The sequence below is a fragment of the Streptomyces sp. NPDC016845 genome, assembly GCF_044332585.1.
Classification (GTDB): Bacteria; Actinomycetota; Actinomycetes; order Streptomycetales; family Streptomycetaceae; genus Streptomyces.
Window position 1 is genome coordinate 370,467 of sequence record NZ_JBIRPI010000002.1, and the last position, 19,989, is coordinate 390,455.

Genomic DNA, 19,989 nt, shown 5'->3' on the forward strand with positions numbered 1-19,989 from the left:
GAACCGCGCGACCCGCCACAGCTCACCCGCGCCCGACGAACAGCGCTATAGCCCTGCCCGCAGCTCCAGCGTGCAGCACTTGACGCTCCCGCCTCCCTTCAAAAGCTCGGACAGATCCATCGGGACAGGCACGAAACCCCGCTCCCTGAGCGCCGGGAACAGCCCCACGGCCGCCTGCGGCAACAGCACGTGCCGCCCGTCCGACACCGAGTTCAGGCCGAAGGCGACCGCATCGGACTCCTCGGCGATCAGCGCCCCGGGAAACAGCCGCCGCAGCACGCCCTGACTGCCCGCCGAGAACGCGGGCGGGTAGTACATGACCTCGTCGCACCGGTCGTCGAGGACGGCGAGCGCCGTGTCCAGGTGGTAGAAGCGCGGGTCGACGAGGTCGAGCCCGATGACAGGCCGTCCGAACGCCTCCTGCGCCTCGCCGTGCGAGAGGGGCGAGGCCCGGAACCCGCGTCCGGCGAGCACGTACGAGGCGGTGACGGCGAAGTCCCCCTCGCCCTCGTTGACGTGCACGGGCTCCTGCACGTCGGCGTATCCGTGGGACCGGAACCAGTCCAGGTGGGCGGCGGCCTCGCCGGCCCGTTCCGGGTAGGCGAACCGCGCCCCGAGCACCCGGCCGTCGACGACGGTCGCTCCGTTGGCCGCGTAGACCATGTCGGGCAGTCCGGGGAGCGGGTCGAGCACCTCGACGGTGTGGCCGAGGGAGCGGTACCGGTCGCGCAGGTCCTCCCACTGCGCGACGGCGAGCGGGACGTCGACGGGTTTCGCCGGGTCCATCCACGGATTGATCGAGTAGGTGACCTTGAAGTGTGCCGGTGGGCACATGAGGTAGCGCCGGGGTGTGGCGCGTCGTTCGGCGGAACACCCGGGGTACGGCTCACGCAATGAGGGCTCCTCACAACCGCAGGGTCTGATGCGCCCATGGTGCGGTCGGAGGAGCCCTCCGGGCTGTGAACCGAACGGGTGGTTCACGGTGCGGAATCACGAGATGCGATCGGCGTCGCGCCTCTCCTGCAACTTGCGCATCAACTCCCGCTTCTGTGCCACGGGATCGGTGCCGCCGCCGACCTGTCCGCTCCGGCCGCCGCCGCGCAGCGCCTTGCGGGACAGGTTCCGGCGCGTGCCGCCGACGCCCAGCATGCCGCCTGCTCCACCTCGGGTCATGGTCCGCCTCTTTCCTTCGGTCCGATGTGCTGACGGGGTCTACTCTGAACGAGACGTCTCGTCTTGTCAACCACTTTCAAGACGGTACGTCTCGCCTCGTTCGCTGCTACATTCGATGCATGTCCGCTACCTCCAGCCACGCCCAGAAGAAGACGGCTCCCGACTCCGCCCGCCGCAGCGAGCGCTCGCGCCGCGCGATCTACGACGCCGCGCTCGCCCTGGTCGGGGAGATCGGCTACCCCCGTACGACCATCGAGGGCATCGCCGCCCGCGCCGGTGTCGGCAAGCAGACGATCTACCGCTGGTGGGGCTCGAAGGCGCAGGTGCTCATGGAGGCCTTCATCGACCTCAACGAGCGGAACCAGCGGGCCGCCGCCGAGCACCACCCCGGCGTACCGCTCAACCCCGTCGCCCTGCCCGACACCGGCGACCTGGAGGCCGACCTCAAGATCGTGCTGCGTGCCACCGTCGACGAACTCCTCGACCCCCGCTTCGACGTCCCGGCCCGCGCGCTCGCCGCCGAGGGCGTCGCCAACCGGGAGTTCGCCCGCGAGTTCGTCGCCGCGCTCCTCATGCCGGGGCTCGACCTCTACGCCGCCCGGCTGCGCGCCGCGCAGGACGCGGGCCAGGTCCGCGCGGACGTCGACCCGCTCATCGCCCGGGACCTGTTCTCGGGACCGCTCGCCCAGCGCTGGCTCCAGGAGACGGGCCCGCTCGACCACGCCTACGCCGACCGCCTCGTCGAGTACGCCCTCTACGGGATCAGCGCCCGCCCGCGGCAGCAGCCGTAGCTGTGATCATCGCCGTCGCCGCGAGCAGGCCCGGCGCGTCCGTGATGACCCCGTCGCAGCCGAGCCGCAGCACCCGGTCCCGGTCCCCGGGCGTGTTCACGGTGTGCGCCCACACGTGCTCCACCCCGGAGTGCACCGCCCGCAGAAGATCGGCGTCGCGGGCCGTGTGGTCCATGTCCAGCACGTCGACGTAGCCGGCCCAGCGCTCGGGCCGGTCGGACCGCATCTGCCGGGCGGAGCGCCACAACTGGGTGACCAGGCCGAGCCGGTGCGCGCGCTCGGCGACGGCCGGGCTGTTGGAGTTGACCAGCACCGAGCGGGTCAGGCCGCGTACCCGGACGAGCCGGGCGAGCCCGGTCAGGGAGCGGGGGTCCTTCGCCTCCAGCATCAGCACGGTCCTGCCGCCGAACCGGTCGAGCACCTCCGCGACCGTCGGCGGCCGCTCCGGAAGCCAGCGCTCCGGCAGCGACGTGTCGGGCCGCAGCCGTACGTCCGCCCAGTCCGCCAGATCGAGCGCCCGCACCGGGCCGCGCGCGGAGGTCGTGCGGTCCAGGGTCGCGTCGTGCAGGACGACGGGCGTGCCGTCGCGCAGCATCCTCGTATCGAAGTCGAGGATCCGCGCGCTGCCCCGGACGAAGGCCGCGGCGAGGCCCGCCATGCTGTTCTCCGGCACCTCCAGGGCGCCGCCGCGGTGCGCGGTGTACGTGATCCGGGGCAGCGAGTCCACGGTGAGCGGCCCCGTGCCCCGGCCGAGCGCCGGCGCGAGGGCCAGGGCGGTGAGGGACAGCGCGCCCGTGAGCCCCGCGACCGGCACGGTTCTCGTGACGAGTGTGGCCATGGCAACCATGGCCACCACGGTAGGTCCGAAAATGCATACAAATAGGGCAATGACACCCTGTGGCCCCTACAGAAGCGCGATGGTGGGACCATGGTGGTCCGGGTATCAACCGGCACCCGGCTCGACGGCGATGGTGTGGCAAGGGGATAGATGGGCGCGGAGCACGGTGACAGCGCACGTTCGGGCCTGGGCAGGTTCACCCGGTGGCTGAGGTCGGGCCGGGGTCCGAAGGAGAGCCTGACGGACGTGGACCGCGAGTCCCTGCTGCTGGCCGCCGCTGCCGCCGGACTGCCGCTCGCGCCGGCCGCCCACCCCGTCGACTACCGGTGTTCGTGCAACCGCATCGGCTGCCCGACCCCCGGCCGCCACCCCGTCTCCTTCGCCTGGCAGACCCAGTCCACGACGGACCGCGGGCAGATCGAGCGCTGGGCCCGGCACCAGCCGCAGGCCAACTTCATCACCGCGACCGGCATGGTCCACGACGTCCTGGACGTACCGGTCGAGGCCGGGCGCGAGGCGCTCGAGCGCCTCCTTTCGGCCGGCGTCGACGTCGGCCCCGTCGCCCTGTCCGGCGGCGACCGCATGCTCTTCTTCACGGCGACGCGCGGCACGCCCGAGGACGAGGACGAGTGGTGGCCCTGCGAGCTGGACTGCCACCCCGAGACCATGGACGAACACCCGGGCATGCGCTGGCACTGCCGCGGCTCCTACGTCCTGGTCCCCCCGGCCCGCCTCCCCGGCGACCGCACGGTCGACTGGCTCCGCGGCCCCGAACACCCCCTGCCCGACCCGCTGACGCTCCTGGAACCCCTGACGGACGCCTGCGCCCGCCACGCGGGAGCGGACCAGGACTACGACTACGAATCGGCCTGGCCCCGTTAGGCCGTGCCAGGGCCCCTCCGGCGGACAGAGCAAGCCCCTCCGGCGATTGAGGAGCGGGGCCCGGGGCGGAGCCCCGTGACGCCCGGGACAGCCCCCTCGGCCATCAGACCCCGGGTCACGACCCCTCGGCGGTGGTGATCCCCTCGACCCGGTTCAGCACCTCGACATCATCCCCGGCGGAGCCGACGTGCGCCGTCTGGTTCGACACGAACCCGTACGTCACCGACTGCTTCGCGTCCCCCGTCATCAACGCCTTCACGCTGGGGCTGACGGCCGGAAGATCACTGCCCGCGAACGCGGTCTGCTTCTCGTAGCGCCGCGTCGCGAAGAAGACGAGCGCTCCGCCGTCCTCGGTGCGCAGCGCGAGCGGCGCGTAGTCGCCGGACGTGAGCGGCTCGTCGATGAACTGCGTGGAAAGGCCGGGCCGCGTCCCGTTCTTCTTGCGCGCCGCGCGCCACTCGGAGGTGGCGGGCCCGGCCGCGAACCCGTCCCCGCCGTCCTCGAGGTACGCGGCGTACTTCTTGCTCAGGTCGGCCGGCCGCATCGCGAGCTTCTTGTCGTCGGCGGCGACGGACTCGGCCCAGCCGTCCGCGTCCTTCCTGAACTCGGGGAAGGTGTCGCCGCGGAACACGGTGAGGTACGAGACGGCCCACGGCTCGTCGACGTCGTCGCGCGTGAACACCATGACCCAGCGGGAGTCCGCGACCCGGTTGTTGGCGCTGTCCACGACGAACCAGCGCGGCCAGCCGGCCTTCTTCGGGATGGTGTAGTGGGAGTCGGTGAGCTCCAGCGGCTTGAAGCTTGGGTTGCCCTGCGGGTTCACCGCGCGGCCCGCCTTCAGCTTGGCCGCGTCGATGGCGCCGAGCGCCCCGGTGACGTACTTGGCGTCGGCCGCCCGGTCATACGTCTTGTCCGCCTTGTTGTACGCGGTGACGAACGTGTCCAGCGCGCGTGCGGCCTGCGCCTTCGTGGTCGTGGGTACGACCTCGAGCTCCCCGTGCACGGTCACGCAGCCGCTCGCGGTGAGGGACAGCACGACCGCCGCTGCCGCCGCCGCGGCGGGTCTGCCGAGCCCGATCCTGACCTCGCTCATGACGTTGTTCTCACCTTCCCCTTCCCGGGGCCGAACCCTACCGGGAAGAGGAGACGCCCACTGCCCCGCCCTGCGGGAGAGGAGACCGGCCGGGGCGACAAACAGCGCCCCTCGCATGGTTCACTGCCCCCGTGGACTACGACGTACTGAACGTGTTCTGCGGACCCGACGGCCGCCACGGCAACGAGCTGGGAGTCGTCCGCGAGGGGGCCCTGCTGCCCGGCCGCGCCGAACGGCAGGCGTTCGCGGGCGAGTTGGGCTTCAGCGAGACCGTGTTCGTCGACGACCCCGAGCGCGGCGTCCTCGACATCTACACACCGACCCTGCGCCTGCCCTTCGCCGGTCACCCCTGCGTCGGCGCGGCCTGGCTGCTCGACGTCCCCGAACTCGTCGTCCCCGCGGGCGTCGTCGGCACCCGCCTCGACGAGGAGTTCACCTGGATCGAGGCCCGCCCCGAGTGGGCGCCACCGCGCACCCTGCGCCAGTACGGCTCGGCGTCCGAGATCGGCGCTCTGCCCGTGCCCGCGCCGGGGGAGTGGATCTACGCCTGGGCCTGGGAGGACGAGGCCGCGGGCCGGGTGCGGGCCCGCGCCTTCCCCGGCCGGGACGACGGGATCGAGGAGGACGAGGCGACAGGCGCGGCGGCGCTCCTCCTCACGGCCCGCCTCGACCGGGCCCTGAACATCACGCAGGGCCGCGGCTCACAGATCCTGACGGCACCGCAGCCGGAGGGCTGGATCGAGATAGGAGGCAGAGTCCGGCTCACCTAGGAAGCCCCTCCGGCGGCTGAGGAGCGGGGTCCGGGGCGGAGCCCCGTGACGGCAACGCCTAAGCGGCCGCCGAGAACTCCTCCCCCAGAGCCCTGAAAACCCCCGTGTTCAAAGCGAAAGCGGCCTTGCACTCAGCAACGACCCGCTGCTTCTCCAGCTCGTCGACCCCGATCCGGTCAAGCAGCTCGCGATACCCCCGCTTGAACGCCGCCGGATTCCCGACCTGCTCGAACACATAGAACCGCACCCCGTCCCCCTTGCGAGCGAACCCCCATGTCCGCTCCGCCTTGTCGCGGATGATCTGCCCACCGGAGAGATCACCGAGGTACCGGGTGTAGTGATGCGCCACATACCCGGCCGGCCAGGAGGCGACGCACTCCTCGACGCGCGCCGCGTACGCCTCGGTGGCGGGCAGCGCCGACACCGTCTCGCGCCAGTCGTCACCGCGCAGATGCCGCAGGTCGCGCTCGAGCTCGGGCAGGCGCTCCAGCTCGGGCTGTATGAACGGGCCGGCGACGGGGTCGTCGGCGAGCCGCTCGACGCCGCCCTCCAGGGCCCGGTAGACGAACCACAGCTGCTCTGTGTAGCGCGCGTAGGCGTCGACGCCGAGCGCGCCACCGAGCAGGTCGCTCATGAACGTCGACGTCTCGGCCTCGGTGTGCTGCTCGTGCGAGGCGGTGCGGATGAGAGTGGAGAACGAGGGGTCCATGAAGGCCTCCGCCGACGGGGTCTAGGTAGGTTAGCCTTGCCTAACATAACAGCTTTCCCGACGGGCTGTCGGTAAAAAGTTACCCGTTTTCTTGATCGGCAACGCGCGGAGCCCGCCCCCCGAGGACGGGGACGGGCTCCTGATGAAACGCGAGACGGGGCTACGGCAACGTCAGAATCTCCGTACCCGTCTCCGTCACCACCAACGTGTGCTCGAACTGTGCCGTGCGCCTGCGGTCCTTGGTGACGACGGTCCAGCCGTCCTCCCACATGTCGTACTCGTGCGTGCCGAGCGTGAGCATCGGCTCGATCGTGAACGTCATGCCGGGCCGGATCTCCGTGGTCGCGTGCGGGCTGTCGTAGTGCGGCACGATCAGGCCGGAGTGGAACGACGAGTTGATGCCGTGGCCGGTGAAGTCGCGGACGACGCCGTAGCCGAAGCGCTTGGCGTACGACTCGATGACGCGGCCGATGATGTTGATCTGGCGGCCCGGCTTCACGGCCTTGACGGCGCGGTTCAGGGACTCCCGGGTCCGCTCGACGAGCAGCCGCGACTCGTCGTCCACGTCCCCCACCGGATAGGTGGCGTTGTTGTCCCCGTGCACGCCGCCGATGTACGCCGTCACGTCGAGGTTGATGATGTCGCCGTCGTGCAGCACCGTGGAGTCGGGGATGCCGTGGCAGATGACCTCGTTGACGCTTGTGCACAGCGATTTGGGGAATCCGCGATATCCGAGCGTCGAGGGGTAGGCACCGTGGTCACACATGTACTCGTGCGCGATCCGGTCCAGCTCGTCCGTGGTGACGCCGGGCGCGATCGCCTTCGCCGCCTCCGCCATCGCCCGCGCGGCGATCCGCCCCGCGACGCGCATCGCCTCGATCGTCTCCGGGGTCTGCACCTCGGGGCCCGTGTACGGGGCCGGCGCGGGCTTGCCGACGTACTCGGGGCGCCGGATGTTCCCGGGGACGGAACGGACGGGGGACTGCTGCCCCGGTACGAGGACGGGGGACGAGTACTGCGTCGGCTGGCCAGACATGCCAGCGAGTGTAACGAGCGGCCGTGGGGGACCATGGCCCTGAGCGTTCTTCAGGAGAGGAGTCGGCCGTGGCCCTGTTCAAGAAGCGGACCGTCGGTAAGCCGGGCGAGTGGTTCTACTGCCTGGAGCACCACAAGGTGGAGGAGGGGCCCGAGTGCCCCGCCAAGGACCGGTTCGGCCCGTACCCGTCCCGCCAGGAGGCGGAACACGCGATGGCCACCGCCCGGGAGAAGAACCTGGAGTGGGAGAACGACCCGCGCTGGCACGACGCCGGCGCCTCCGGGGAGGGCGAGGGCAAGGCATAGCGCGCCCGGGGCGAGCAGCGCGGGAGGTCCCGCCCGTGCGGCGGCCCGCAGGCGCGCGGCCGCATCCGCTCGTCACCACCGTGCGGGCGGCGGTGACGTCAGGTGGTCCGCCAGGCGGGAGAGGCGGTCGCGGAAGGTGCGGCGGCTGCGTGTCGCGTGGCCGCCGTTCTCCCCGGCCGCCGCGCTGACCAGGTGCTGCACCGTGTCGAGGTCGAGCTCCGTGTCGCCGGGGACGGTCAGCGCGTCGTGGGCCATCGCGTGCAGGTCACCGTTGCCCGCCGGGCCCGAGTCGAGGGCCAGGACCGTCGCCCCGGCCCGGCGGGCGTCGTGCAGCCGTTCAAGGAGGGGCGCGCCCGCCGCGTCCGGCGCCACCACGAGCAGCGTCTCCCCGCGCCTGGCCGCCGCGAGCCGGCCGAGCCCGACGGCCAGATGCGCCGGGTCGTCGGGGCGCGCCGCGTGCCGGACGAGGGTCGGCGCCAGCTCGGGCGTCCCCGACCAGGCCGCCTCGTCCACCAGATGCGCGGCCAGATGCCAGGGCTCGTACGTCGCGGAGCCCACGAGGAGCAGCCCGCCCCCGTGCGCCGCGACCGAGGTGCGCAGCGTCCCGGCGAACCGGCGGGTGGCGGCGGGCCACTCGGTCCCGGCGAGAACCTCACGCAGCAGGGCTACTCGTACGGCGTCCATGGGCGCGCATCCTGCCTCACCCGGCGCTCGCGCCCCGCCCGTTCCCCGGAAGTCCGCCCGTACGGGTCGCCTCGCGGGCCCGGTCCATCAGGCTGAGCAGGAGGTGCGCGGTGTGCGGGTGCCACAGGTCGGAGTGGGCCCCGGCGAAGGTCAGCCGGCCGCCGCGGAAGACCCGTGAGGCGTTCACGTCGACGAGGCGGTGGTGCAGGTCGGCGTCGGTGTACGGCGCGTGCGGCCGGTGCATCCGGATGCGGTGCACCGGCACGGCCGCCTTGCGCAGGCCCGCCGTGCCGATGCCCCGGCGCCGCTCCGCGAGGAGATGCCACAGGCCGGTCGCCCGGTCGTGGCGCGAATGGGTCAGGGCGACCGGCCCGCTGACCGGGGCCCGCGCGAACAGGTCCGCGTAGGCGCCGCCGGGCCCGAGCGTCGAGCGGTCCGCCGCCATCTGCAACAGCAGCAGCGAGTCGACCGTCCACGGATAGCGCGCGTCGGCATGGACCGGCCCGGCCAGGACGTGCTCGGCCCGCGTGCTCAGCTCCGCCGGACCCGCCTCGGGCAGCGCCCGGCACAGGAACCGGCAGCCGAACGAATGCCCTACGCAGTGCAGGTACTGCCCGCCGCGGCCCGGCAACGACGCGTCCGCCCCCGGCAGTTCACGCTGCTCGTCCAGGTACCCGAGCAGCGCGGCGAGCACATGCGCGGCCTGGCCCTCGACCGAGGCGTCGTGGGCGCGGGCCACCGCCTCGCGGTACCCGGTGCGGGACCGCCAGCGCAGCGCGACCGGCAGCAGCCGCAGCTCGTCCGGCAGCCGCCCGTACTGCGCCCGGCGCCCGGCCCACACCCGCTCGGTCAGCCGGAGCAGCAGCGCGAGCCGCCGCTCCACCTCGGCGGGCGGGGTCAGCCAGCCGTGCACGAACACGAGCAGGTCCGTGGCGGCGCCGGGCAGGCCGAGCGACTGCCGCAGCACCTCGGGCAGCTCCGCGTCGTCGTCGATCCGCCGGCCGCTGTCGGGGTGGCGGAGCATGCCCCGCTCGTCCAGGTCGAGGAAGACGGGGGCGAGCGTGGCCCGCGCGGTCATGACGCGGGCCCGAGCCGCGTGTCCAGGCGGCCCTTCACCCCGTACATGAGCCCGAGCAGCGTGCCGTACTCGCGGGCGAAGGTGCGGGTGAGATGGCGCAGGCGGGCGCCGACCTCGACGCCGTCCCGCAGGAACGGTTCCAGGAAGCGCAGGGCGTGCTCGACCGCGAGGACCTTGGGCGCGATCAGCTCGGGCGTGATCGCGCACGACGGGCCCAGCTCACTCAGCTGCCGGGTCACCGAGTCGCCGCTGGCGGGCGTGAACTCCCCGGCCCGGCAGACGTTGAAGTACATCAGCGGGCTGCCCGTCAGATGGTGCACGGCGCACACGTCGTGCGGCTCGGCGCGGTCCTCGGTCCCGCCCGCCACCGCGCTGAGCAACTGCCCGACCCCGATGGACTCGCCGCCGCGCGTGGACGGGTAGAGCCGCGCCGGGTCCGTGCTGTAGCCGTGGCCGTGCGAGAAGACGTAGATGATCTGCCGCTGGAACGTGCCCGAGTGCAGCTGGGCGAGGAAGTCGGTGGTGTCGGATCCGCACGCGTACAGGTCCGTGTGGTCCGCGAGGACGCGGACGACCTCGGCGTGCTCCGGCGGCGCGTCCCGGTGGACCAGCGCCAGCGCCGCGGCCCGCGCGCCGTTGCGGCGCGGGATGGACGCGGCCGAACAGTGCGCGTGGGTCAGGAGGCTGCGGTGCTCGATGAGATGCCGGTAGCCGAGGAACCGCGGTCCCCAGCGCTGCGCGGGCGTCAGAGGTTCACCGGCGGCGCCCACGACCCCGTCGAGGTCCCGCTCGTCCTGGCGGTCCCGGCGCTCCTGCGCCGCCCGGTTCGCCTCGGACGCGGGCAGCGGCGGCAGCACGAGCAGCCCCCACGGGGCGAACAGCTCGTTCGACCAGACGCCGACGGTGCAGCGCCTGCCGCGCAGCCGCGCGCACAGCCGCTCCGCCAGCTCCCGCATCGGAGCGGGCTTCTCGTGGTTGACGAAGACCGCCTCGAAAGCCGCCTGGCCCGCCGCCGCGAGACGCCGGAAGACCGCGTCCCACTGGTCCGCGTCCGGGCCGGTGAGATCGAGCCGCCGCTCCCAGCCCTCGGCGCGGATCGCCTCGTCCCAGGCCGTCCGCAGGTCCCGCAGGACGGTGTCGATGCGCTGATCGCGGCCGCAGGCGGCCGACCACGACAGCTCGGGCTCGTCGGTGAACAGGAGGCGGCAGCTGTAGCTGCGGTCCCCCGGATCGCGCAGGAAGGCGAGCGTGACCTCGCGGGGCGTGCGGATGTCGAGCTCCGCGATCAGGTCGGCGGCCCGGGTCCGGCGCTCGTACCTGGTGCGCAGGGCGCGCCTGCGCGCTCCCCGGTACTCGTAACGGTCAGTGCGTGCGGGGTACTTGTGGGAACTCATGGGAGCGCTCATTCCATGTCCAAGGTGACTTCCACGTCTTGAAGCAGCGCCCCGGCCGCTTCGTTCAGGACGACGAACCGGACCGCCTGCGCCCCGGGCTCGTCACGCCGTACGTCGAACGTGGCCTGCATCGGCCACGCCTCCTCGCACGGATCGAGGGACAGCGCCCCCGGCACCACGTCCGCGTCCTGCGCCATGGCGAGCACCCGGCACTTGGGGTGCGCGCCGGAGGTCAGCGCCTTCTGCAGCGCGAGTTCGGGGTAGACGGAGACGCACAGCAGCGCGCCGGGACGGTCCGGAACCGGTTCCTCGTGCGGGTCCTCGATCCGGTCCACCGTGACCAGGCAGGCGGTCTCCGGTGCCGGTTCGCCGATCCGCCGGACGTCCGCCGCGTCCGGCCGCTCGCCCCGCCGCACCCGCTCCTGCTGACGCCGGGTCAGCTCCAGGGCCAGCCGCTCGCCGCAGACCTCGAACTCCTCCGCCGCGAACGTGAGCAGCGGCTCGGCCAGCGGCAGCGGCGCGTCGGGCAGCAGAGCCAGTTCGTACGAGGCCCAGGCCACGCCGAGCCGGTTGCCCATCTGCGCGAACTCGTGGTGGGCGGCGTCGAGCGTCCGGCGGGCCGCGTCGAAGTCGGCCGACACCCGCTTGCACCGGCCCACCTCGAGGTTGGCGTAGGCCATCCCGAGCGGTTCACCGACCTGCTTGGACAGTTCGTGGCAGCGCCGCATCCGCTCCAGGGCCCCCACCCGCGACTCCGGGTCGCGCCACATCAGCCGGCCCCGCATCAGATCGGCCCAGGCCCGCGCGAAGGACTCCTCCGCCGTGCGCTCCTCGAACACCTTCTGCGCCATGTCCAGCTGCCGTTCGGCCTCCCGCACCTCGCCCGACTGCAGCAGACAGCCCGCGAGGAAGGTGCGGGCCCACGCGCCGCCCAGCGGGTTGTCGTGCTGCTCGTGCAGCAGGGCGCTCTCGGTGAGGATCTGCCGGGACTCCTCCAGACGCCCCAGGTCGATGTAGGCGGTGCCGAGGACGCGTAACACCCAGGGGCGCTCGCGCACGTGCTCCGGGTGGTCGCCCGCGACCAGATCGACCGCGCGGCGCAAGTAGTGCACGGAGGTGCGCAGCTCACCCGCGTGGTAGTAGGCGACCCCGATCTGCCGCAGCGTCCGTACCTCCAGGAGCAGGCAGTCGCGCGCCGCGTACTGGTCGCGCACCCACATCAGCCGGTCCCTGGCCTCGTCCAGATGGCCCGACTTGCGGTCCAGGACACCGAGGGCGCCGTGCACCGCGAGGCCGAGGACGCGTCGCGCCTCGTCGTCCCCGAACCGCTCGACGACGTGCAGGAGCATTGTCAGGACGAGCGACTCGCGCTGCTGGACGAGGTGGTCGCACAGGTCCGCGGCCATCACGCGGATGAACATCTCGTGGTTCTTGTCGTCCGGCGGCCGGTCCAGGATCTGCGCGATCGATCCGTTCTCCAGGGGCATCCCCGGCAGCGCCGGCATCGCCGCGACGAACAGCCGGAACGCGTCCGCCAGGTTCCGGGCGCCGGTGTCGAGCCGGTCGCGGCCCGACAGCTGCTCCTCGGCGAAACGCTGCACGGACGGGGAGAGCCGGTAGCGCCGCTCGCCCATCTCCTCGAGCAGGCCCCAGGCGGTCAGCGAGGACAGGCCCGCCTCGCCGAGCGCGGCCGGTTCGATGTGCCGGTGCCGCTCCCGGCCGCGCAGACTCTCCACCGTCACCCCGGACAGCGGCTCCACGGTCGAGCGCGTGGACAGCGACAGCAGGTCGAACAGGCGCCGGTCGTCCTCGCTGAGCTGCTCGTACACCGAACGCAGCAGCCTGCGCGCGACGTCCTCGTCGTCCTCGTCGGACTGGCGCCTCATCCGGGCGACGACGTCGCTCGCGGACCGCGCCGGATTGTGCCGGTAGATGCCGGCGGCCAGTTTCACCGCGAGGGGCCGGTCCTCGCACAGGTCGATCAGCTCCTCGACCGCGGCCCGCTCCCGCGGCGACGACGGCGTGCGCCCGGCCGCCAGGAAGATCTTCCGGGTCTCGGCGCGGTCCGGCCCCGGTACGAGGACCTGGTGGATCCGGTCGGGGGCGAGCCCGCTGTCCCGCAGGTCGGCCTCCGACAGCGGCGCCTCCGCACTCGCTATGACGATCGACCGGGCCCCGCCGGGCAGCAGGAAGTCCTTCACCTGGCCCCACCGGTCGACCTCGTCGAGCAGCAGCACGACCGGCTCGTACCGGGTCGCCTCGCGGTAGATCTCGCAGAGCTGGAGGTCGTCCATCTCCCAGGGACGCCGGGACAGCTTGGCGTCCAGCTCCCGCAGCAGTTCGAGCAGGTTGTAACGGGGCGTGTTGATGACCCCGGACGCCATCCGCAGCTCCAGGCGCTTTCCGCGCCGCCCGTGCCGGTCGAGCAGCCGGTCCGCGATGGCGGACGCGAGCCGGAACTTCCCTATCCCCGGGGCGCCGTGCAGGACGAGCACCCCGGGCCCCGCCTCGAAGAGCCGCTTCGCGTGCTGGTACAACTCGGCATCGCTCATGGCGCGTTCCCCCCGTCCGGCCATGATGGCCGTGGTGACTCAGAGTAGGACTGGTACCCGACGACGCCGAGGGAACATGCGCGGGAGCGGGTACGGATTCCGCTACGCCCACGGCGGTGCCGGCGCTGCTGCCGGGAGCGGGTGGGCCGAACGGCCAGGCCGACGGGCGTAGTTCACCTGGAGTTACCTTCAGCGGGGAGCATGGAGGGCATGACCGACACAGGAGCGCGTCCCGAGCCGTACGGGCCGTACGAGACGTCCGTGCCGTTCCGCGCCGGACAGGGCGGCTACGCCAGTTTCCGTATCCCTGCCGTCGTCACCGCGTACGACGGCACGCTTCTGGCCTTCTGCGAGGGCCGGGTGGCCTCCGCCTCGGACAGCGGCGACATCGACCTCGTGCTGCGCCGGTCCACGGACGGCGGCCGCACCTGGGGCCCGCTCCAGGTGGTCGTCCGCAACGGGCGCGATCTGGCGGGCAACCCGGCGCCCGTCGCGCTCGCCTCCGGCCGCGTCCTGCTCGTCCACGTCCGCAACGCGGCCGCCGCCACCGAGGACGCCATCCGCCGCGGCCGGGTCGCCGCCGCCGACGGACGCCGCGTCTGGGTCACCCACAGCGACGACGCCGGCGCCACCTGGGCCCTCGCCACCGAGATCACCGCCCGGGTGAAGAGAGCGGCCTGGCGCTGGTACGCGACGACGCCCGGCCACGCCCTGCTCACCCGCGAGGGCCGCGTCGTCGTCCCCGCCAACCACTCCCTGCCGCCCACCGGCTCCGACACCGGCACCGAGGGCAAGTACAACGGCGGGCACTGCCTCCTCAGCGACGACGACGGCGCGACCTGGCGGATCGGCTACGTCGACGACAACACCGACGGCTATGTGAACGTCAACGAGACGACGGCGGCCCAGCTTCCCGATGGCAGGGTCTGCTTCAACACCCGCAACGACTCACCGTCCCCCGGCACCCGCGCCGACGCCCACTCCCTGGACGGCGGCGACCGCCTGCTGAAACCGTTCCGGCCGCAGGCGGGCCTGGTCACCCCGGTGGTCCAGGGCAGCCTCCTGCACCTCGGCGACCCGGACGTACTCCTCTACTCAGGACCCGCCGACCCGGCCGCCCGCGCGCTGATGACCGTCCGCCGCAGCCTCGACGGCGGCACCACCTGGTCCACCGCCCACACCGTCGACGGCCTGCCCGCCGCCTACAGCGACCTGGTCCGCGTCGACGACGCCACCGTCGGCCTGCTCTACGAGACCGGGGACTTCTCCCCGTACGAGACGATCACCTTCCGGCGCGTCCCCGTCACCGCGCTCACGGGACCCGACCGCTGAGTAAGGTCGCCCCATGACTACCAGTGACAGTGACAACGCGAAGAACAGCGGTGGACAGGCCCCGGCCAAGAAGGACCCCTGGGACCTGCCCGACGTCTCCGGGCTCACCGTCGGCGTCCTCGGCGGCACCGGCCCGCAGGGCAAGGGCCTCGCCTACCGGTTCGCGCGTGCGGGCCAGAAGGTGATCATCGGCTCGCGCGCCGCCGAGCGCGCGGCGGCCGCCGCCGAGGAGCTCGGCCAGGGCATCGAGGGCGCCGACAACGCGGAGTGCGCGCGCCGCAGCGACATCGTGATCGTCGCCGTGCCGTGGGACGGACACGGCACGCTCCTCGAAGCCCTGCGCGAGGACCTCACCGGCAAGCTCGTCATCGACTGCGTCAACCCGCTCGGCTTCGACAAGAAGGGCGCCTACGCCCTCGAGCCCGAGGAGGGCAGCGCCGCCGAGCAGGCCGCCGCGCTCCTGCCGGACTCGCGTGTCACCGCCGCCTTCCACCACCTGTCGGCCGTGCTCCTCACCGACCCGGAGGTCGACGAGATCGACACGGACGTCATGGTCCTCGGTGAGTCCCGCGCCGACACCGACCTCGTCCAGGCCCTCGCCGCCCGCATCCCCGGCATGCGGGGCGTCTTCGCGGGCCGTCTGCGCAACGCCCACCAGGTGGAGTCCCTGGTCGCGAACCTCATCTCCACCAACCGCCGCTACAAGGCCCACGCGGGCCTGCGCATCACGGACGTATAACGCCCGATCCTCACCCGTTCCTTATCTTTCCCGTACGTTCAGGGCGGCTTCATGCGTCAGCGGGGCATGGGGGACACTGGTCGGCGAATACCGAGCCGTGCCGTATTGGAGCCGACCCCATGCCCCGCATCGCACTCTTCGCCCTCGTCGTCTGCGTCCTCGCCGTCGCGGCCGCGGTGGTGTCCTTCGTCGAGGGCAGCTTCCTCGGGATCGTGTGGGTCCTCATCGCGGGCATCACGTCGAACATGACGTGGTTCTACGTGCGCAAGGCGAAGATGGAGAAGACGTCTACGACTGTGTGACGGTGGGGATCTCGGGCGTGCCCTCCCAGAACCGGTAGAACCGCTGCCCCCAGTACGTGTCCCAGTCGTGCACCCCGAGTGCGCGCAGCAGGGCGTCGACCGCGTCGAAGAAGTACTGGTTGACCTCCGGGATCCACAGCACGGCGAAGACGGCGAGCAGCCCGAACGGCGCGAACGGCTCCACCTGGCGCCGCACCTTGTACGACAGCCAGGGCTCGATCACCCCGTACCCGTCGAGCCCCGGGACCGGCAGGAAGTTCAGGATCGCCGCCGTCACCTGCAGCAGCGCCAGGAACCCGAGCGCGTAGCGGAACGTGTCCGGCACACCGTCCAGCGCGTGCAGCCAGAACGGCGCCGTGCACACGACCGCGAACAGCACATTCGTCAACGGCCCCGCCGCCGAGATCAGACTGTGCTTCCAGCGCCCCTGGATCCGCCCCCGCTCGATGAAGACCGCACCACCGGGCAGCCCGATCCCACCCATGATCACGAAGAGGACGGGGAGCACGATGCTGAGCATGGCGTGCGTGTACTTCAAGGGGTTCAGGGTCAGATAGCCCTTCGCGCCGATGGAGACGTCACCACTGTGCAGCGCCGTGCGCGCGTGGGCGTACTCGTGCAGGCACAGCGAGACGATCCACGCGGCCGTCACGAACAGGAAGACGGCGACCCCGGGCTGCTCGGCGAAGTCCGTCCAGACCGCCCACCCGGACACGGCGGCGATCGCGGCGATCCCGAGAAAGACAGGGCTGATCCGGCTGTCGCCGCGACGGGACGTGGCGGTGGTCATGGGCGGAGCTCCCGGGTTGGCTGGATGTCGGACCGGTTTTGACGAGTGGCGTCACTGAACGTACCCGCGCCGTACGGGAAACGCGCAGGGCCGGCCAAGGAGTTCCGCGCGCCGAAGGGGCGATGGGAAGTGCGCGCCCGGCCACCACGAACCGCAAGACCGCCCACGGCCCCGTCCCTCCGCGGCGCGACGTAACCCCTCCCCGGCGCCCCGCGCCCCCGCACCGGGGACAATGACCTCGTGCGCTACCGCATCCTCGGCACCACCCAGGCGCTCCACGACGACGGCACGGCCGTTTCCGTCGGCGGGGCGCGGCTGCGTGCGCTGCTCACCGTGCTGGCCCTGCGGCCGGGGCGGACCGTGCCCCCGGCCGTGCTCGTCGACGAGGTGTGGGGGAGTGAGCCGCCGGCGGACGCGCCGGGCGCGTTGCAGGCGCTCGTCGGGCGGTTGCGCCGGGCCCTCGGACCCGGCACGGTCGCGTCCGACGAGGGCGGATACCGGCTGGTGGCGGGCGCCGAGGACGTCGACCTGTTCCGGTTCGAGCGGCTCACAGCGGACGGCGCCCGCGCCTTCGCCGACGGCAACCCGGTCAAGGCCGCCGACGTGCTCGAGGAGGCGCTCGGCCTGTGGCGCGGGCCCGCCCTCGCCGACCTGCCCGACCGCACCGCGGACGCGGCCCGCTGGGACGCCCGCCGCCTCGACGCGCGCCGCACCCTGCTCGCCGCCCGCCTCGCGCTCGGCCGCCCCGACGAGGTACTGCCCGAGCTGACCGCCCTCTGCGACGCCCACCCGCTCGACGAGCCGCTCCAGGCGCTGCGGATCAGAGCCCTGCGCGACGTCGGCCGGGCCGCCGAGGCGCTCGCCGCCTACGAGGACGTACGCCATGAGCTCGCGGACCGCCTCGGCGCCGACCCCGGGCCCGAACTCCGTTCCCTGTACGAGGAGTTGCTGGACCCGGAGCGGCACACCGGCCTGCCCGCGCCGGTGCGAGAGCCCGGCCCCGCCCCGGGCAACCTCCGCGCCCGCCTCACCTCCTTCGTCGGGCGCGGCGACGATCTCGACGCCATCCGCGCCGACCTCGGCCGCGTCCGCCTCGTCACGCTCCTCGGGCCCGGCGGCGCGGGGAAGACCCGGCTGTCGCAGGAGGTGGCCGAGTCCATGGCGGGCTCGGTGCCGGACGGCGCGTGGCTCGCCGAGCTGGCGCCGGTCAGCGACCCGGACGCCGTGCCGGAGGCCGTCGTGAGCGCGCTCGGGGCGCGCGAGACGGTGCTGCGCGGCGCGGGCGCGGAGGAGCTGCGCGCCGCGAGTGAGCGGCAGGGCGACGATCCGATGGTCCGCCTCGTCGAGCACTGCACGGGCCGCCGGATGCTCGTCATCCTCGACAACTGCGAGCACGTCGTCGACGCCGCCGCCGCGCTCGCCGAGCACCTCCTCGCCCACTGCCCCGGCGTCACCGTCCTCGCCACCAGCCGCGAACCCCTCGGCGTGCCCGGCGAGCTGCTCTACCCGGTCGAGCCGCTGCCGGAGCCGTACGCGCTGCGTCTCTTCGGCGAGCGGGGCGCGGCCGTGCGCCCCGGGTTCACGGTGGAGCGGGCGCCCGAGGCCGTCGCCGAGATCTGCCGCCGCCTGGACGGGCTGCCCCTCGCCATCGAGCTGGCCGCCGCCCGCCTCCGGATGCTCACGCCGCGCCAGATCGCCGACCGGCTCGACGACCGGTTCCGGCTGCTGACCTCGGGCGCCCGCACCGCGCTGCCCCGCCAGCAGACGCTGCGCGCCGTCGTCGACTGGTCCTGGGACCTGCTCGACGCCTCCGAGCGCACCGTCCTCGCCCATCTGTCCGTCTTCAGCGGCGGCTGCGACCTGGCCGCCGCCGAGGCCGTGTGCGGCCCCGACACCCTGGAGGCGCTGGCCTCCCTCGTCGACAAGTCGCTGGTCGTCGCCGCCCCCGACGGGGACGACGGGGCGATGCGCTACCGGCTCCTGGAGACCGTCGCCGAGTACGCGGGGGAGCGTCTCGACGAGGCCGGTGCCAGGGCGGGCGCCGAACGCGCCCACCTCACGTACTTCCGTGAACTCGTCCGCACCACCGACCCGTTGCTGCGCGGCCACGGCCAGCGCCCCGCCCTCGCCCGGATCGAGCGCGACTACGAGAACGTACGCTCCGCCCTGCGCCGCGCCGTCGCGAGCCGGAACGAGCAGGAGGGGCTCAGCCTCGTCCTGTCGCTCGTCTGGTTCTGGCAGATGCGGGACCTGCGCAGTGACGCCCGCCTGTGGTCGGGGGAGGTCGCCGACCTCGGCCCCGACCCGTTCGCCGGGCCGGCGAAGCCCGCGCCGCCGCTCCTCGAACGCTGCACCGACATGCCGCCGCCGCTGACCGGCGAACTGCTCGACGAGGCCCGCCGCCAGGTCCACCTCGCCCGCCTGGGCTACATGGACATGGAGATGGACACCTGGCAGTCCGAGGAGGGGCAGGCCAGGCTGCGGGTCATCCGCGAGACCTACCGCGCCGACCTGCCGCAGGCGTGCCGCACCCCGGGCAACATCTGGTACTTCGCCGTCCTGATGACAGGGCAGCTCGACAAGATGAACGAGCTGGCCGACACGACCGTACGCACCTGCCGTGAGCTGGGCTACGAGTGGGAGCTGGCGCTCGTCCTCCAGCTGCGCGCCAACATCATGGCCAACCGGAGCGACACGGCCCCCGCCGGGCTCGCCGACGCCGACGAGGCGCTCGCCCTGTTCACCCGGCTCGGTGACGCGTGGGGCGTGGCCGAGGCGCTGTCCGCGCGCGGCGAGGCCCACGAGAAGCTCGGCCGGTTCACGGACGCCGCCGCCGACTACGCCCGCGCCCGCGACCTCGCCGAGTCCATGGGCGCGCACGCGCAGGCCACGATCCTCAAGGTGCGGCTCGGCCAGGTCGCCATCGAGCAGGGCGACGGCGAGCGCGGCGAGCGGATGCTGCGCGAGACCCTCGACGTCAGCAGCCGGCACACGAACGAGGCCAGACCGGCCGCCCGGATGATGCTCGTCGGCCGCCTCGCGGGGACCGGGCGGACCGCCGAGGCGCGCGAGCAACTCCGCGCCCTGCGCGGCGAGTTCAAGGTCGCGGACATCACCTTCTTCCACGGCATGTCCACCGGCATGGAGGCCATGCTCGACGCAGTCGACGGACACGCGGACAAGACGATCGGGGGCGCGGCGCGCGCCATCGAACTGGCGGGCGACCCGCTGGCCGCCGTGATCATGCCGCACCTCGCGGCGCTGCACCTGCTCACCGCGGCGCGCGGGCTCGCGCTGCGTGGCGGCCCCGGCGACGCACCCCTCGCGGCCCGGCTGGTCGGCGCGTCCGACGCCTCGCTGTCCGCCGGGCACGTGCCGTCCCGGATGGAACGGGAGTGGCGCGCCGACGCGGAGGCGGCGGTGCGGGCGCTCCTCGACGACGCCGTGTACGACCGGGCGTACGCCGAGGGCGGCACCCTCTCCGTCGGAGAGGCCGCCGCCCTGTTCTGACGCGTACCGAC

General features: G+C 72.9%; 19 protein-coding genes. 8 read left to right on the forward strand and 11 right to left on the reverse strand.

Annotated elements, in window-relative coordinates; translation table 11 throughout:
* Positions 1–45: 45 nt before the first annotated feature.
* The gene (gene ddaH, locus ACH4RC_RS07790) at positions 46–894 is read right to left on the reverse strand and encodes a dimethylargininase (protein WP_398196674.1); all 849 of its coding nucleotides are present in this window, start codon (positions 892–894) and stop codon (positions 46–48) included.
* A gap of 96 nt (positions 895–990) precedes the next feature.
* Positions 991–1,173 (reverse strand): DUF6243 family protein, encoded by a 183-nt coding sequence (locus tag ACH4RC_RS07795; protein ID WP_398196676.1) that lies wholly within the window; start codon positions 1,171–1,173, stop codon positions 991–993.
* 119 nt (positions 1,174–1,292) lie between these two features.
* On the opposite strand from ACH4RC_RS07795, the gene ACH4RC_RS07800 reads away from it, so the two are divergent.
* A complete protein-coding gene (locus ACH4RC_RS07800; RefSeq protein ID WP_398196678.1) occupies positions 1,293–1,964 on the forward strand; it encodes a TetR/AcrR family transcriptional regulator in 672 nt (223 codons plus the stop codon).
* Here ACH4RC_RS07800 and ACH4RC_RS07805 read toward each other — a convergent pair.
* Positions 1,936–2,802, reverse strand: coding sequence for a glycerophosphodiester phosphodiesterase (locus tag ACH4RC_RS07805; RefSeq protein WP_398197839.1), 867 nt, complete (start codon positions 2,800–2,802; stop codon positions 1,936–1,938). The two genes, ACH4RC_RS07800 and ACH4RC_RS07805, sit on opposite strands and share 29 nt — an antisense overlap.
* 150 nt (positions 2,803–2,952) lie before the next feature.
* On the opposite strand from ACH4RC_RS07805, the gene ACH4RC_RS07810 reads away from it, so the two are divergent.
* Positions 2,953–3,684, forward strand: coding sequence for a bifunctional DNA primase/polymerase (locus tag ACH4RC_RS07810; RefSeq protein ID WP_398196681.1), 732 nt, complete (start codon positions 2,953–2,955; stop codon positions 3,682–3,684).
* 115 nt (positions 3,685–3,799) lie between these two features.
* On the opposite strand, the gene ACH4RC_RS07815 is transcribed toward ACH4RC_RS07810, so the two are convergent.
* Positions 3,800–4,777: a hypothetical protein gene (locus ACH4RC_RS07815; protein WP_398196684.1), complete on the reverse strand. Its 978-nt coding sequence runs from the start codon at positions 4,775–4,777 to the stop codon at positions 3,800–3,802.
* Between the two features lie 131 nt (positions 4,778–4,908).
* Here ACH4RC_RS07815 and ACH4RC_RS07820 point away from each other — a divergent pair, with 131 nt between their 5' ends.
* The gene (locus ACH4RC_RS07820; protein WP_398196686.1) at positions 4,909–5,547 is read left to right on the forward strand and encodes a PhzF family phenazine biosynthesis protein; all 639 of its coding nucleotides are present in this window, start codon (positions 4,909–4,911) and stop codon (positions 5,545–5,547) included.
* Between the two features lie 58 nt (positions 5,548–5,605).
* Here ACH4RC_RS07820 and ACH4RC_RS07825 read toward each other — a convergent pair whose 3' ends face one another.
* Positions 5,606–6,256: a heme oxygenase (biliverdin-producing) gene (locus ACH4RC_RS07825; RefSeq protein WP_398196688.1), complete on the reverse strand. Its 651-nt coding sequence runs from the start codon at positions 6,254–6,256 to the stop codon at positions 5,606–5,608.
* A 160-nt stretch (positions 6,257–6,416) separates the two neighbouring features.
* Positions 6,417–7,292 carry a type I methionyl aminopeptidase gene (gene map, locus ACH4RC_RS07830; RefSeq protein WP_398196691.1) on the reverse strand — a complete coding sequence of 292 codons (876 nt, stop codon included), beginning with the start codon at positions 7,290–7,292 and terminating at the stop codon, positions 6,417–6,419.
* 68 nt (positions 7,293–7,360) lie between these two features.
* On the opposite strand from map, the gene ACH4RC_RS07835 reads away from it, so the two are divergent.
* Positions 7,361–7,597, forward strand: coding sequence for a hypothetical protein (locus ACH4RC_RS07835; protein WP_398196694.1), 237 nt, complete (start codon positions 7,361–7,363; stop codon positions 7,595–7,597).
* A gap of 72 nt (positions 7,598–7,669) precedes the next feature.
* Here the strand turns inward: ACH4RC_RS07835 and ACH4RC_RS07840 are convergent, their stop codons facing one another.
* Genes ACH4RC_RS07840 through ACH4RC_RS07855 form a run of 4 tightly spaced genes read right to left on the reverse strand, consistent with a single transcriptional unit; the run spans position 7,670 to position 13,305 of the window.
* Positions 7,670–8,281 carry a hypothetical protein gene (locus ACH4RC_RS07840; protein WP_398196697.1) on the reverse strand — a complete coding sequence of 204 codons (612 nt, stop codon included), beginning with the start codon at positions 8,279–8,281 and terminating at the stop codon, positions 7,670–7,672.
* 16 nt (positions 8,282–8,297) lie between these two features.
* On the reverse strand, positions 8,298–9,359 hold the full coding sequence (locus tag ACH4RC_RS07845) for a hypothetical protein (RefSeq protein ID WP_398196699.1): 1,062 nt from the start codon (positions 9,357–9,359) through the stop codon (positions 8,298–8,300).
* On the reverse strand, positions 9,356–10,753 hold the full coding sequence (locus tag ACH4RC_RS07850) for a hypothetical protein (protein ID WP_398196701.1): 1,398 nt from the start codon (positions 10,751–10,753) through the stop codon (positions 9,356–9,358). Before ACH4RC_RS07850 ends, ACH4RC_RS07845 begins: the two co-directional genes overlap by 4 nt.
* An 8-nt stretch (positions 10,754–10,761) precedes the next feature.
* Positions 10,762–13,305: a hypothetical protein gene (locus ACH4RC_RS07855; protein ID WP_398196704.1), complete on the reverse strand. Its 2,544-nt coding sequence runs from the start codon at positions 13,303–13,305 to the stop codon at positions 10,762–10,764.
* A 210-nt stretch (positions 13,306–13,515) separates the two neighbouring features.
* Between ACH4RC_RS07855 and ACH4RC_RS07860 the strand changes: the two genes are divergently transcribed.
* From ACH4RC_RS07860 to ACH4RC_RS07870, 3 genes are all read left to right on the forward strand, one after another.
* The gene (locus ACH4RC_RS07860) at positions 13,516–14,637 is read left to right on the forward strand and encodes an exo-alpha-sialidase (protein ID WP_398196707.1); all 1,122 of its coding nucleotides are present in this window, start codon (positions 13,516–13,518) and stop codon (positions 14,635–14,637) included.
* A gap of 13 nt (positions 14,638–14,650) precedes the next feature.
* Complete coding sequence (gene npdG / locus ACH4RC_RS07865; RefSeq protein WP_398196710.1) at positions 14,651–15,376, forward strand: NADPH-dependent F420 reductase; 726 nt, start codon at positions 14,651–14,653, stop codon at positions 15,374–15,376.
* A gap of 119 nt (positions 15,377–15,495) precedes the next feature.
* On the forward strand, positions 15,496–15,678 hold the full coding sequence (locus ACH4RC_RS07870) for a hypothetical protein (protein WP_398196711.1): 183 nt from the start codon (positions 15,496–15,498) through the stop codon (positions 15,676–15,678).
* Here ACH4RC_RS07870 and ACH4RC_RS07875 read toward each other — a convergent pair.
* Positions 15,665–16,468: a site-2 protease family protein gene (locus ACH4RC_RS07875; protein WP_398196714.1), complete on the reverse strand. Its 804-nt coding sequence runs from the start codon at positions 16,466–16,468 to the stop codon at positions 15,665–15,667. The two genes, ACH4RC_RS07870 and ACH4RC_RS07875, sit on opposite strands and share 14 nt — an antisense overlap.
* A gap of 240 nt (positions 16,469–16,708) precedes the next feature.
* On the opposite strand from ACH4RC_RS07875, the gene ACH4RC_RS07880 reads away from it, so the two are divergent.
* The gene (locus ACH4RC_RS07880) at positions 16,709–19,978 is read left to right on the forward strand and encodes a BTAD domain-containing putative transcriptional regulator (RefSeq protein WP_398196717.1); all 3,270 of its coding nucleotides are present in this window, start codon (positions 16,709–16,711) and stop codon (positions 19,976–19,978) included.
* Positions 19,979–19,989: the final 11 nt, after the last annotated feature.